Origin of the sequence: Streptomyces sp. NPDC094032 (genome assembly GCF_040303965.1) — a bacterium.
Lineage (GTDB): Bacteria > Actinomycetota > Actinomycetes > Streptomycetales > Streptomycetaceae > Streptomyces.
Genome location: NZ_JBEOUE010000011.1, coordinates 156,814 through 170,364 on the forward strand (window position 1 = coordinate 156,814; position 13,551 = coordinate 170,364).

A 13,551-nucleotide genomic window follows, 5' to 3' on the forward strand; every position below is an offset into this window, starting at 1 on the left:
TCAGCCGGTGGAGAACGTCAGCCGGTGGCCACGGAGGTGGAGTGGACAAGCATCTGGATGCGGGCGGCGCCCGTCGTGACGACAGCCATCGGTCACACCTCCGGTCGTGATGGTCTCCTGACCGCGCTTCTTCGCGGTGCGCTCACCGTAAGGGAGGCCCGGCGAGGGGCGCCAAGCATTTTCCGGGCGGCCATCTCCCGGTGGTGGCGCGGCACCGGCACTCGGGTAGGTTTCAAGCCGCCGCCTGCCGAAAACCGTCGGTGTGGCCGGTACGTACGCGACAGAACAAGAGCGATGGGGTGGGCCGCATGCGGCGGCGTCGAATATGGGGGACGGCCGCGGCCGTCGTGGCCGGTCTGACCGGGGTGCTCGTCCTCCAGGGGGTGACCGGCGACACCGACGGCTCCACCGACGCGCGGGGCGGCGGCGCCCCGGTCCGCGCCGAGGCCAGGTCGCTGGGCCTGACGACCTCCGACGGCGGGCACGCGGCGACCCTGGGGCAGCGGGACACCGAGCCCTTCAGCATGCTCGGGGTCACCTGGACCGACCCGTCCGCCCGCATCACCGGCACCGTCGAGGCCCGCACCCGCGCGGCCGGCACCGACCGGTGGGGGCGCTGGGTGCGCCTGGACGGGGACAGCGGCGAGGGCGAGCGGGGCGCGGGGCGCGGCGGCACCGAGCCGGCCTGGGTCGGCGACTCGGACGGCGTGGAGGTGCGGGTCGTCGCGGGCGGCCGGGCCTCGGCCGCGCTGCCGTCCGGGCTGCGCCTGGACATGATCGACCCGGGCCGCTCGAAGGCGACCTCCCTGGACCCGGCGGCGTACGCCGTCGAGAGCGCGGCGGGCGCCGACAGCACCGAGACCGCCGACCCGAGCGCCACTCCGCCCGAGACCGGCGCCCCGACGGGCGAGCCGACGCCGGACGCCACGACGGCGTCGCCGGGCGACTCGGCGACCCCGACGGGCCCGGCTGCCGAGCCGACCGGCACCGCGGCCACCCCGTCCGCACCGGAGACCGCCACCACCTCCCCGGCCCCGGCCACCTCCTCGGCCACCACGACGCCCTCCCCCACGCCCACCGTGACCGGTCCGCCGTCCACGGCGCCCCGGCCGGCGATCCTGACCCGCGCCCAGTGGGGCGCGGACGAGTCGATCAGCCCCGAGGCCCCGGGCTATCTGCCGGGCGGGAAGGTGAAGGCGGTGGTGGTCCACCACACCGCCGAGTCCAACGACTACTCCTGCGCCGACGCCGCCCGCGTGGTGCGTGGCATCTACACGTACCACGTGAAGACGCTGCGCTGGAAGGACGTCGGCTACAACTTCCTCGTCGACAAGTGCGGCACCGTCTACGAGGGCCGCAAGGGCGGCGTCGACCGCCCCGTCATGGGCGCGCACGCCTTCGGCTTCAACGCCGAGACCACCGGTGTCTCCGTGCTCGGCACCTACACCCAGAGCGCCCCGCCGACCGCCGCCATGGCCTCGGTGGCCCGGATCGCCGCCTGGAAGCTGGGCCAGTACGGGGTGGACCCCAAGGGCACCACCACCCTGACCGCGGGGTCCGCGGGCACCAACTACTTCAAGAAGTCCTGGGCGGCCGGCGCCAGGATGACGTTCCCGACGATCCACGGGCACCGCGACGGCTACAACACCCAGTGCCCCGGCAACGCCCTCTACGCCCAGCTGGCCACGATCCGGTCCTGGGCGGCCGGCCCCGTCACCGGCCTGACCGTGAAGAGCGTGACCGGCGCGAGCCTGGTGAACGGCGCGTACGTCACGCGCGGCCCGGTCACCGTCGGCTGGAGCTCCACCACTCCGGGGGCCCTGATCACCCGTCACGAGCTGCTGCTCGACGGCAAGGTCGTCGCGACCGCCCGGGGCACGGCGCTGTCGGCCGCCACGACCGTCCCGGCCGGCCCCCACACCCTCCAGCTGCGGGCCGTCCACCAGTCGGGGAAGGCGGCGACCGCCCCCGCCCTGAAGGTCGTCGGCGACACCACCGCGCCGCGCTTCTCCACCGCGCCCACCGCCGAGCTCAGCACCGGCACGGTCACCGCGACCTCCGCCCCGGTGAAGCTGCGCTGGAAGGCGACCGACGCCGTCTCCCTGCGCGACGTGCGCCTGACCGCGCCCGCCGTCACCTACGGCCCGGCCACCACGCTCTCCGGCACCCTCGGTGCCCGGCCGGGCACCGCCACCGGCTGGACGCTCACCGCGTACGACCGGGCGGGCAACAAGGCCTCGGCCGGAGTCTCCGCCACGCCGGTGATCCTCCAGGAGACCGCCGCCGCGCGCTCCGGGGCCTGGGCCGCTAAGTCCTCCACCTCCTACCTCGGCGGCAAGTCGTACTCCAGCGGCACCAAGAACGCCTCCCTGAGCTGGACCTTCACCGGCCGCTCGGCGGCCTGGGTGGTCTCCCGGAGCAGCACGTCCGGTCAGGCGTACGTGTACGTCGACGGGGTCAAGGCGGCCACGGTCGACCTGAAGTCGGCCACGACCAAGTACCGCGACGTCGTCTGGACGAAGACCTGGGCGGGCAGCGGGAAGCACACGGTGAAGATCGTGGTCGTGGGCACCGCGGGCCGCCCGACGGTGACCACGGACGGGCTCGTGCACCTGAAGTAACGCGCCCTCGCCGAGCGCCGGCCCCGGTGTCCGATCCGTACAAGACGGGTCGGCCCGGGGCCGTCTACGTTCGGTGCCATGGACACGAACCGACCCGCCCCGCGCCTCGACGTCATCGGCCTCGTCACCTCCGACATGGGCGCCTCCCTCGCCTTCTACCGGCTGCTCGGCCTGGATCTGCCGCCCGGCGCCGAGCACGCCCCGCACGTGGAGCTCGCCCTGCCGGGCGGGGCGCGGGTGCTGTGGGACACGGAGGAGACCGTCCGCTCCTACGACCCGTCCTGGACCCGCCCCTCCGGCGGCGACCGGGTCGCGCTCGCCTTCCGGTGCGCGGACCCGGAGCAGGTCGACGCGGTGTACGAGACCCTGACGGCCGCCGGACACCGCGGGCATCTGAAGCCCTGGGACGCCGTGTGGGGCCAGCGGTACGCGGTGGTGCTCGATCCGGACGGGGCGGCGGTGTCGCTCTACGCCGACGCCGACGCCGACGCCGTGTAGTCCGTCAGGGTCGTCCCCGTCAGGGCCCGCATCTCACGGGCCAGATGGGCCTGGTCGGTGCAGCCCGCGCGGTACGCCGCCGCCGCGTACGGCACCCCCGCGCGCACGAGCGCGAGCGCGCGCTGGAGCCGCAGGATCCTGGCCAGCGTCTTCGGCCCGTAGCCGAAGGCGGCGAGGGAGCGCCGGTGCAGCTGCCGGGCGCCGAGCCCGACCGCGTCGGCGGCCGCCCCGACGCCGTCGCCCGCCCGCAGCCGGGCGACGACCGCCCGCAGCAGGGGGTCGGGGTCCGGCGCCCCGGCGGCCCTGCGCAGCACCAGGCCCTCCAGGGCGGCGGCGCGGTCGGCGGCCCCGGTCACGCCGTCGGCGAGCCTGCGGGCCTCGCGGGCGCCCCACAGGTCGGCGAGGTCGACCCGCAGATCGCGCAGGGCGCTCGCCTCGACGCCGAGCACGCCCGGCGCCTCGCCGGGGGCGAACCGTACGCCCGCGTAGTGCGCGGCGGGGCTCTCCGGGAGGTACGCGCGGGTGTCCGGGCCCGCGACCAGGAGCCGGCCGTCGGCCCAGATCAGGTCCATGCAGCCGTCCGGCAGGACCGGGCGGACGCGGCGGCCCGACGGACCTGACTGGCCCGTCGGGTCGGCGGGCACGGTCGCGCGGGTCCAGACGACCGCTCCGGCGAGCCGGGCGGGGCGTTCCTCGTACACCCCTCCAGGGTAGGCCGGGCCCGGCCCTGCCGCCGATCCGCTGACACGGGCGGGACCGTCCGACAGAATGGTGCCTGAACCAACTGTTCGGGTCGCGGGGGTAGTTGTGGGCACACTCATGGAGTTCGGTACGGGGAACGGCGCGGTCCTGGTCGAGGCGGACGGCGATCAGCCGGGTGCCCGGCCGGTCTCCCGAGGCGGCAACTCGCTGGTCCGGGCGGGCCAGACGCTCGACGAGGCGCTCGTGGGGATCCGCTCGGCCGCCGAGTCCGCGCTCGCCGTCTTCCGGGGCGGATCGCTCCGGCCGGACGCCGTGGAGCTGGAGTTCGGGGTGAAGCTGACGGCCGAGGCGGGCGCGGTCATCGCGAAGACGGCGGTCGAGGGCCATCTGACGGTGAAGCTGTCCTGGACACCGGACGGCGCGGGCCCGGAGACCACGGTCACGGTCCCCGAGGGCGCGGGGGCGAACGGAACGGCGGGCGCGCCCGCGAACGAGGCCCCGGCCGCCGCTGGTACCGCAGATGCCGCTGATGCCACCGAGGCGGGTGCCGGAGTCGTCGCGGGCCCGCGCTGATGGGCTCCCCCGCCTGGCATGTGCGGGTCGACGGCGCGGGTCTGGTGCTGGGCTCCGGGTTCCTCGTCGCCGCCGACACCGTGCTGACCTGCGCCCATGTCGTCGAGGACCTCACCGACGCCACGGTCTGGTTCCCCGGCGCGCCGGGCCTCGGCGAGGTGCCGGCCCGGGTCGCCCGGCGCGGCCCCTGGGCCGGCGGCCGTACCGACCCCGGCGATGTCGCGCTGCTCACCCTGGACCGGCCGGTGTCCGTCCCGCCGATCGCGTTCGCGGGACCCGAGGGCGTCGGCGAGGACCGGGAGCCGCCGCGTCTCGTGGCGTACGGCTTCCCCGAGGGGTACGCGCGGGAGGGCGCCCAGACGGAGCTGCGGACGACCTCGGCCGGGCAGCTGATCCACGACGAGTGGCAGCAGGCGGAGTACTGGAAGGGCTACGGCCAGGAGCCCTCGCACGGCTTCAGCGGGGCCGCGGCCATGCGCGCCGCCGACGGGGCCGTGGTCGGGATGGTCGCCTCGTACGACCCGGTGGTGCGCAACGCGCGGATCATCCCCGCCCGGATCCTGGCCCGGTACGTCCCCGCCCTCGCCGCGCTCGTGCCGACGCCGGGCTGCTCCCCCGAGGAGAAGCGCGGGCTGCTCGAACTGGTGGAGCGGGCCGGGCCGCTGCCCGTCCCGGTCGAGCGGCTGCTCGCGGCGGCGACCGGCCCGCTGGGGCCCGCGCTGCCGCCCGCCCCGCCCCGGGACCTGTGGCAGGGCGTGTGGCACCTGGTCACCGAGACCACCCCGGGGCGCGGCCGGGTGCCGCTCGCCGAACTCGCCCTGCGCGTGGCCGACCTGATGGACGACGAGGAGCTGCGGCGCGCGTTCCGGGCGTGGGCGCGGGAGCACCGGGAGCGGCACCAGGGGGCCCGGCACGCGCTCCCGCACGACGACGAACCCCGGCACGAGGCGGCGCCGTTCGCCCCGCACGACCGCGCCCGCACCCGTCCCGCCGCACCCGCGCCCGATGACCCGCCCCCGTGGGCGCCGATCCTCGTCGAGGTGCGGCGCAGCGGGGCCGACGGCGGCACCGTGATCGCCGAGGTGTCCGTCTACCGGGGCGGGGACCGGCTGCTCGTGAGCCAACGGCGGCTCACCGCCGCCCGGTTGCGCGGCTGGGTCCTCGACCGGATCGACGAGGCGTACGAGGAGATCGTCGACGGGCGTCCGCTGATCGCGTTCGCGCTGCCCCGGTCCTGGCTCAACAAGGACGTCGACCAGTGGACCCGAAGGCGCGGCAAGGAGCCGCCGCTTGGCTGTAGTTCGCCGGTGGTGGTGCTCGACCACGACCGGCGGTCCAAGGGCCGGCAGCAGTTCGCGCTCAAGCGGGTGTGGGAGGAGCTGGACCTGCAGGACGGCTCGCCGCTGCACCGGGTCGCGTGCGCCACCCCGCAGGGCGCGGCGCAGTTGTCGGTGCTCCTCCAGGACGTGCGCGGCGCGGTGGGTTTCGCCCGCCCGCCGACGGCGTCCCGGGAGCGCAGTCTGTACGGCGCGGCCCTGGACGCGCCCGCGCCGATCGTGCTGTGGCCGCGCAACGGCTGCCCGCCGGGCGGGCCGTGCGCGGGGGCCTGCTCGGGCTCGGGCTTCCTGGACCGGATCGCGGAGCGGATCTCCCGGCTGCCTCCGGCCGAACTCCCGGACGTCGTCTTCCGGTTGCGCAAGGAGGCCTTCCTGCACGAGGGGCCCGAGCCGCACTGGGCGGCGCAGCTGTCCCTGGTGTGGGAGGACCCGCGCCGGTTTCCCGAGGTCCGTCCCCTGCGTCACTCGCCCGTCGGCTGAACATCCTCCCCGTACCCACCGCTTGGAGCAGCAGGCATGACCCTCTGGCCCGTCTACACCGGATCGAGCGCGCCGCACGACGGCGTCGACGCGCTGCCCGCCCCGCCGCCGTGGCGCGCGTTCGACGGCGGGCCCGCGCTGCCGGCGGCCCGGGAGGAGGACGCGGCGGGCGGCGCGCCGGGCCGGGTGCACCGGGCCCGGACGTACCAGCCGACGCCGGAGACGGTGCAGTTGGTCAACGCGGCGCTGCACCTGCGGCGTCCGCTGCTTGTGACGGGCCCGCCGGGGAGCGGCAAGTCCAGTCTGGCGTACGCGGTGGCGCGCGAGCTGCGGCTCGGCCGGGTGCTGCGCTGGAACGTGACCAGCCGCACGGCGCTGGCCGACGGCCTCTACCGTTACGACCCGCTGTCGCGGCTGTACGCGGCCGGGCGGGCGGTCGCCAGTGAGCCGCTGCCCGGGGAGGCGGCGATCGAGGACCATCTGCGGCTCGGCCCGCTGGGCACCGCCCTGCTGCCGTACGAGCGGCCCCGGGTGCTGCTGATCGACGAGATCGACAAGAGCGATCTGGACCTCCCCAACGACCTGCTGCACGTCCTGGAGGAGGGTCAGTACGAGATCCCCGAGCTGGTGCGGGCGGCGCGGGCGCACCCGGTGGCGGAGGTGATGGTGGCGGACTCGGAGGAGCGGGTGCCGGTGCGGCACGGGGAGGTGCGGTGCCGGGCCTTCCCGTTCGTCGTGCTCACCAGCAACGGGGAGCGGGAGTTCCCGCCGGCGTTCCTGCGCCGCTGTGTGCGGCTCGAACTGCACCAGCCGCCGCGTCGGCAGCTGGAGGACATCGTGCGGGCGCATCTGGGCGAGCTCGACGAGCGGGACCACGCGCTGGTCGACACCTTCCTGCGCCGGGGCAGCGCGGGCGAGCTCGCCACGGACCAGTTGCTCAACGCGATCTATCTGACCCGGACGGCCGGCCTGGACGCCGGGTCGCGCGAGGAACTGGCGAAGGCGCTGATGCCGTATCTGGGGCGGGCGGCGGAGTCGTGGGACGTCGATGACGTCTGACCGGACGGCCGGGGAGGCGCTGACCGCCCTCGCGGGGATCCTGGGGGCGGCCGGGCAGGAGCCGCCGACCGGTCGGGAGCTGGCGGAACTGCTGTGGCTGGCGCGGCGCATGGGGGCGCCGGGGCCGGGCGAGGAGGGGGCGCGGGAGCTGCGCCGGGAGTTCGATCTCACGCACCTTCCCTCCGTCTGGGACACGATGTCCGCGCCCGCCGCCCTGCCCCCGGCGCTGCCCCCCGCGCCCGCCCCGCCGCCCCGGGTCCCGCTGCACACCCCCGCCGCGCCCGATCCCGGCCCCGCGCCGCCCGTCGCGCCCCGGCCGGAGCCCGCCGCGCCCGGGCACACTCCGCTGCTCGCGCCCGCGCCGCCGATGCTGGCGCGCCCGCTCGCCCTCCAGCGCTCCTTACGCCCGTTGCGGCGCACGGTGCCGAGCCCGGTGGGGCGGGAGCTGGACGAGGCCGCGACGGCCGACCGGATCGCCGCGCTGGGCGCGGGCCCGCGGCTGTGGCTGCCGGTGCTGCGGCCCCGGCAGGAGAGGTGGCTCCACCTGCGGATCGTCGTCGACACGGGCCCGACGATGACGATGTGGCGCCCGCTGGCCCGCGAACTGCACACGGTCCTCGCGCAGACGGGGGCGTTCCGCACGCTCGACACGCTGCGGCTCGGCGAGGACGGGCGGCTGCCCCGGCGGCACCGGGAGCGGGGCCGTACGGCGGTGCTCGTGGTCAGCGACGCGATGGGGCCGCAGTGGCACGAGGGACCGGCGGGGCTGCGCTGGCGCCGTACGCTCGCGGCGCTCGCCGGGGAGGCGCCGGTCGCGCTGCTCCAGCCGCTGCCGGAGCGCCTGTGGCGGCACACGGCGGCGCCCGCCGTGCCGGGCCGGTTCGCCTCGCCCGCCGGGGGCGTCCCCAACACGGCGCTGGAGTTCACCCCGTACGACGCCGCCCCGGGCCGGGCGGGCGTCCCGCTGCCCGTCCTGGAGCCGACCGACGTGTGGCTGGGCCACTGGGCGGCCCTGGTCGCCTCCCCCGGCGGTACGGAGGTGCCGGGCGCGGCGGCCTTCGTGACGCCCGGCGGGCCGGTGGCCCCGGACGACGCGCTCGTCCCCGCGGACACCGGCCCCGAGGAACTGGTCCTGCGCTTCCGGGCCCTGGCCTCGCCGCAGGCCTTCCGGCTCGCCGCGCATCTGGCGGTGGGCTCGGCGCGGCTGCCGGTGATGCGGCTGGTCCAGGCGGCGGTGGAGGCGTGCCCGGAGCCGCAGCACCTGGCGGAGGTGGTGCTCAGCGGGATGCTCCGCGCCGACCCGGGCGCGGACCCCGGCGCGTACGAGTTCCGCCCCGGCGTCCGCGAGGTCCTCCTCGGCGCCCTCCCCCGCACGTCCCTGGTCCGCACGGCCGAACTCCTGGCCCGCGTCAGCGCCGAGATCGACGCCCGCGCGGGCGCCGTGCCCGGCGAGTTCCGCGCCCTGGTGGCGAGCCTGGAGGGGCGGGGCCGGGACCGTGCGGTGGGGCGCCCGTTCGCGCTGGTGAGCGAGGAGAGCGTACGGCTGCTGCGGGGGCCGGAACGGCGGCCTGTCCTGCGGCCGGACGCGGTGCGGCTGGCCGGGCGGTACGAGCTCTTGGAGGGGGTCGACTCCCTACCGGCGCGCGAGGAACTGTGGTCGGCCCACGACCACCAAGAGGACCGCGAGGTCCTGATCCGCGTCCACCCCTTCCCCGCGCCGCCGAACTTCACGGCCCGCGTGGACGCCCTGCGCGACGCCGGCCACCCCCATCTCGTCCGCGTCCTGGACGGCTTCGCGCTCGACGACGACCGGTGCGCCGTCGTGCTCCAGGGACTCGGCGGCAGGACGTTGCGCGACGAGCTGCGGGGCTCGCCCGAGGGTCTCCCGGCGTTCCGCGCGCTGAACAGCTCGGGGGAGCTCGCCTCCGCGCTTCTCGCGCTGCACGACGCCGGGTTCGTGCACGGCGCCGTCCGGGCGGACCGCGTCCTGATGGACACGCAGGACAAACCCCTCCTGGGCGAGCCCGCCCTGGTGCCACAGCAGCGCCCCGAGGACGACCTGCACGACCTGGGGCGGCTGCTGTACGAGATGGCCACGGGCCGGACCCCGCCGGACGACGGCGACGACCTGCCGTCCCCGCGCCAGGTGCGGCCGGACGTGCCGCTCAACCTCGACCAGGGCATCCTCGGCCTGCTGTCCGACCATCACGCGCACCGCCACGACGCGCTGCGCCGGCTGGCGGGGATGGCCCGCGCCCTCGGACCGCGCCCGTGGGGTGCCGTACCCCGCCCGAACTACCGGATCCTCGGCCCGGTGAAGGCCTGGTTCGACCCGCTGTCCGAGCGGGACGGGCTCGTGCTGGCGGCGCTGCTGCTGGCCCGGGGGGAGTTCGTCGATGTGGAGAGCCTGCCTTACGAAGGGAGCGCGGGCGAGCAGGGGCACGTCGCCGGTGTGCTGGCCCATCTGGAGCAGCTGAAGGCCGACGGCCACCCCGTCCTGACCCAGGCGATGTCGGCGCGTATCGACCTGTCCGACGTGCGCTTCGACCTGGCCACCGCAGAGCGGCTCGCGACGCGCGCGTCCGAGGCCGGGCGGAGCCGCGACTACGCGACGAGCGGTCTGCTGTACCGGGCGGCGCTCGCCCTGTGGCGCTCGGAGCCCTTGGCGGGCCTCCCCGGGCCGTGGGCGGAGGAGCAGCGGCGCGAACTGCTGAACCTTCAGGCGCGCTGGGGGAACGAGGTGATCCGGATGGACTGGCTGATGAACCCGATGGGGGGCAAGACCGAGGAGGAGAAGGCTCCGCGAGGTGCACGGCTCATGGCCGTGCTCTCCGGCCCGGACGACGAGGCCGCCGTGGCGGAGGAGTTCGGTCCGATACTGCAGGCCCTGGGGCTGGCCGGCATCGGCTCCGCGAGACGGACCGTCACCACGGAGTTCCCGCCCGAGGTGGCGGTCCGCATGGCCACGGCGGCCGTCCCCCCTGTCTGGCTCCCGTCGGAGCGCCAGCCATCGGTCACCCTGCGGCTCGTCGTGTCCGAGAGTGCGGCCCCGGAGTCCGACCTCGCCGAGGTGGCCGTGGCGCTGGCTCGGCAGGCCGGGGAAACGAGCGTCCAGGGGCTACGGCTGATGCTCGGCTTTCCGCGGTGGCTGCACGACGCTCTCCCGGACCGCCTCCGGGCCCTCGCGCGGCCCCTGCCGGGTCTGGAGGCCTGGCAGTGGCTCGATGTGGTCGCGCCCCAGGCTCTCCCGCCCGAGACCCCGCCTCCCGACCGCCCCCAGAGCTATCTGTCCCGCCGGTTCCCACCCCGCTGGCCCGGCGAGTCGCCCTAAGGCGCCTCCTTGTCCCACCCCGCGTGCAGCCGCGCCTTCACATCGTCCGGCGGCAGGAACTTCGACCAGCGTTCGGGGAACTCCGACGGCATGTCCGGGTCGTCCTCGTCCACCTCGTCCGCCTCCGCGCGCAGCCGGGCGACGAGGTCGGCGGCCTGGACGGCGCGGGCGCGTTCGTTGGCCTCGCGGGCGGCGGCGGTGGCCACCGAGGGCCAGACGCGGTCGATGGCGGCGTTGACGGCGGCGCCCACGAGGACGGCGAAGGCGGAGATGCCGATCCAGAGGAGGACGGCGATGGGGGCGGCGAGGGAGCCGTAGATGGTGGGGCCCTCGACCTGACTGGTCAGGTAGATGCGGAGCAGGAAGCTGCCGAGGAACCACATGCCGAGGGCGACGAGGGCGCCGGGGATGTCCTCGATCCACGGCGAGCGGACGGGGACGGACACGTGGTACAGGGTTGTCAGGAAGGCGATGGAGAGCAGGACGACGGTCGGCCAGTACAGGACGGAGACGACCTCCGTGCCCCCGGGGACCCATTCGACGATCCGGTCGGGTCCGACGACGGCGAGCGGCAGGACGACGGCGCCGATCAGCAGGGCGACGATGTAGAGGAGGAAGGACAGCAGCCGGGTCTTGACGATGCCGCGGTGGCCGTCGAGGCCGTACATGACGGTGATGGTGTCGATGAAGACGTTGACGGCGCGGGAGCCCGACCAGAGGGCGATGGCGAAGCCGAGGGAGATCAGCTCGGGCCGTTTGCCCTGGGTGACGCCCTCCAGGAGGGGGCGGGCGAACTCGTTGACGCCCCGGTCGGAGAGAACCGTTCCGGCCGCGTGGAGGATGTTCTCCTCGATGCTGGCGACGGTGTTGGTGTTGGTCCACTCGTCGGCGTAGCCGAGGAGCGCGATCAGGCCGAGCAGCAGCGGCGGCAGGGACAGCAGGGTGAAGAAGGCGGCTTCGGCGGCGAGCCCGAGGATGCGGTACTCGATGCACGAGTTCACGGTGTCCTTGAGGAGCAGCCAGACCATCTTCCGCTTCGACACGTTGCGGTAGAGGACGCGAGCGCGGTGGAGCTTGCTCCAGGGCCGCCGCTCGGGCCTTTCGGGTGTTTCGTTTGCTGCCTGCACCTCCTTACCGTATCGGCATGACCGCAGGCACCCACACCGTGACCAACCAGGCTCCGCCCCTGGTCGGCTATGACGTCTTCTCGGCCGACCGGGCCCTGGCGGAGGCCGTGGAACGGCATCTGCCACCGGAGGTGTACGCCGAGGCGCGCGCGGAACTCGTGGCGTCCGGCCTCGCGGCGGGCTCGGCACAGGCACTGGAGTGGGGGACCCTGGCGAACGCGTGTGCGCCCCGGTTGAAGACCCATGACCGGTACGGCAACCGGATCGACGAGGTGGAGTTCCATCCGGCCTGGCACCGGCTGCTCGGCCGTGGGGTGGCGGCGGGTCTGACGGACGCCTGGGACCGTCCGGGCGGGCATGTGCGGCGCGCGGCGGGCTTTCTGCTGGCCTCTCAGGTGGAGGCGGGGCACGGCTGTCCGCTGTCGATGACCCACGCGGCGGTGCCGGCGCTGCGGGCGGATCCGGAGCTCGCGGCGGCGTGGGAGCCGCTGATCGCCTCGCGGGTGTACGAGCCGGGGCTGCGGCCTCCCCTGGAGAAGAGCGGGGTGCTGCTCGGGATGGGGATGACGGAGAAGCAGGGCGGCAGCGACGTCCGGGCGAACACGACCCGGGCGGAGCCGCTGGCCGAGGACGGGGCGTACGTCCTGACGGGGCACAAGTGGTTCTGTTCGGCGCCGATGTCGGACGGTTTCCTGGTGCTCGCGCAGGCGCCCGGCGGGCTGACGTGCTTCCTGGTGCCGCGCGTACTGCCGGACGGCACACGCAACGCGTTCGCGATCCAGCGGCTCAAGGACAAGCTGGGCAACCGGTCGAACGCCTCCGCCGAGGTGGAGTTCGACGGCTCGACCTGGGCGCGCCGGGTCGGCGAGGAGGGGCGCGGGGTCCACACGATCATCGGGATGGTGGCGGCGACCCGGCTGGACTGCGTGCTCGGCTCGGCGGCGCTGATGCGGCAGGCGGTCGCGCAGGCGGTGCACCACGCCTCGTATCGCAGCGCGTTCGGCGGGCTGCTCGTCGACAAGCCGCTGATGCGCAACGTACTGGCCGATCTGGCGCTTGAGTCGGAGGCGGCGACGGTGCTCGGGCTGCGGCTCGCGGCGGCGTACGACGAGGGGGGCGAGGCGGACCGGGCGCTGCTGCGGATCGCGGTGCCGGTGGCGAAGTACTGGGTGACGAAGCGGTGTGTGCCGGTGGTGGCGGAGGCGCTGGAGTGCCTGGGCGGGAACGGGTACGTGGAGGAGTCGGGGCTGCCGAGGCTGCTGCGGGAGTCGCCGCTGAACTCGGTCTGGGAGGGCGCCGGGAACGTACAGGCGCTCGATGTGCTGCGGGTGCTGCGGCGGGAGCCGGCGGCGCTGAACGCCTTCCTCGTGGAGGTGGGGCGGGCGCGGGGCGCGGATCACCGGTTGGACCGGGCGATCCGGGACATGCTGGCCGAACTGGCGGACCTGGAGGGCATCGAGGCGCGGGCCCGGCGCCTTGTGGAGCGGATGGCGCGGGTGCTCCAGGGGGCGCTGCTCGTGCGGTGGGCGCCGCCGGAGGTGGCGGACGCGTTCTGCGCCTCGCGGCTGGGCGGGGACTGGGGGGCGTCGTTCGGGACGCTGCCGCACACGCTGGATCTGGCCGCGGTGGTGGAGCGGGCCCGTCCGGTGGCCTGAACTCGCGTGCGGTCGGCCCGTCCTGGGAGTGATGTCCGCGCGTGCCCAGGGGTGGACCCGAGGGTGCGTCCGCCGGTCGGCGGGCGCTCCGGGGAGGTCGGCACGCGCGGAAAAGCCGAGGGTGGTGCTGCGCCGACACGGCACCACCCCCCGCTTCGGCTCCAGACT

At 75.4% G+C, this 13,551-nt stretch carries 9 protein-coding genes; 7 read left to right on the top strand and 2 right to left on the bottom strand.

The annotated features are described in order from the left end of the window. Positions 1 to 308: 308 nt before the first annotated feature. Both ABTZ54_RS17965 and ABTZ54_RS17970 read left to right on the top strand, forming a co-directional pair. Positions 309 to 2,621 carry a peptidoglycan recognition protein family protein gene (locus tag ABTZ54_RS17965; RefSeq protein ID WP_351664055.1) on the top strand — a complete coding sequence of 771 codons (2,313 nt, stop codon included), beginning with the start codon at positions 309 to 311 and terminating at the stop codon, positions 2,619 to 2,621. Positions 2,622 to 2,699: 78 nt separating this feature from the next. Continuing rightward, positions 2,700 to 3,119, top strand: a complete 420-nt coding sequence (locus tag ABTZ54_RS17970; protein WP_351664057.1) for a VOC family protein — start codon at positions 2,700 to 2,702, stop codon at positions 3,117 to 3,119. Here the strand turns inward: ABTZ54_RS17970 and ABTZ54_RS17975 are convergent. Further along, positions 3,089 to 3,820, bottom strand: a complete 732-nt coding sequence (locus ABTZ54_RS17975; protein ID WP_351664059.1) for a helix-turn-helix domain-containing protein — start codon at positions 3,818 to 3,820, stop codon at positions 3,089 to 3,091. The genes ABTZ54_RS17970 and ABTZ54_RS17975 overlap by 31 nt on opposite strands. A 118-nt stretch (positions 3,821 to 3,938) precedes the next feature. On the opposite strand from ABTZ54_RS17975, the gene ABTZ54_RS17980 reads away from it, so the two are divergent. From ABTZ54_RS17980 to ABTZ54_RS17995, 4 genes are read left to right on the top strand one after another with little or no spacing between them, the layout of a single operon-like run. Beyond that, positions 3,939 to 4,394, top strand: coding sequence for a CU044_2847 family protein (locus ABTZ54_RS17980; protein WP_351664061.1), 456 nt, complete (start codon positions 3,939 to 3,941; stop codon positions 4,392 to 4,394). Then, on the top strand, positions 4,394 to 6,211 hold the full coding sequence (locus tag ABTZ54_RS17985) for a VMAP-C domain-containing protein (protein ID WP_351664063.1): 1,818 nt from the start codon (positions 4,394 to 4,396) through the stop codon (positions 6,209 to 6,211). The genes ABTZ54_RS17980 and ABTZ54_RS17985 overlap by 1 nt, the downstream gene beginning before the upstream one ends. A gap of 36 nt (positions 6,212 to 6,247) precedes the next feature. Beyond that, a complete protein-coding gene (locus ABTZ54_RS17990; protein ID WP_351664065.1) occupies positions 6,248 to 7,270 on the top strand; it encodes an AAA family ATPase in 1,023 nt (340 codons plus the stop codon). Continuing rightward, positions 7,260 to 10,601: an SAV_2336 N-terminal domain-related protein gene (locus tag ABTZ54_RS17995; protein ID WP_351664067.1), complete on the top strand. Its 3,342-nt coding sequence runs from the start codon at positions 7,260 to 7,262 to the stop codon at positions 10,599 to 10,601. The genes ABTZ54_RS17990 and ABTZ54_RS17995 overlap by 11 nt, the downstream gene beginning before the upstream one ends. Here ABTZ54_RS17995 and ABTZ54_RS18000 read toward each other — a convergent pair. After that, positions 10,598 to 11,728, bottom strand: coding sequence for a YihY/virulence factor BrkB family protein (locus ABTZ54_RS18000; RefSeq protein WP_351664069.1), 1,131 nt, complete (start codon positions 11,726 to 11,728; stop codon positions 10,598 to 10,600). The two genes, ABTZ54_RS17995 and ABTZ54_RS18000, sit on opposite strands and share 4 nt — an antisense overlap. Before the next feature lie 17 nt (positions 11,729 to 11,745). Here ABTZ54_RS18000 and ABTZ54_RS18005 point away from each other — a divergent pair, with 17 nt between their 5' ends. Continuing rightward, on the top strand, positions 11,746 to 13,383 hold the full coding sequence (locus ABTZ54_RS18005; RefSeq protein WP_351664071.1) for an acyl-CoA dehydrogenase family protein: 1,638 nt from the start codon (positions 11,746 to 11,748) through the stop codon (positions 13,381 to 13,383). Positions 13,384 to 13,551: the final 168 nt, after the last annotated feature.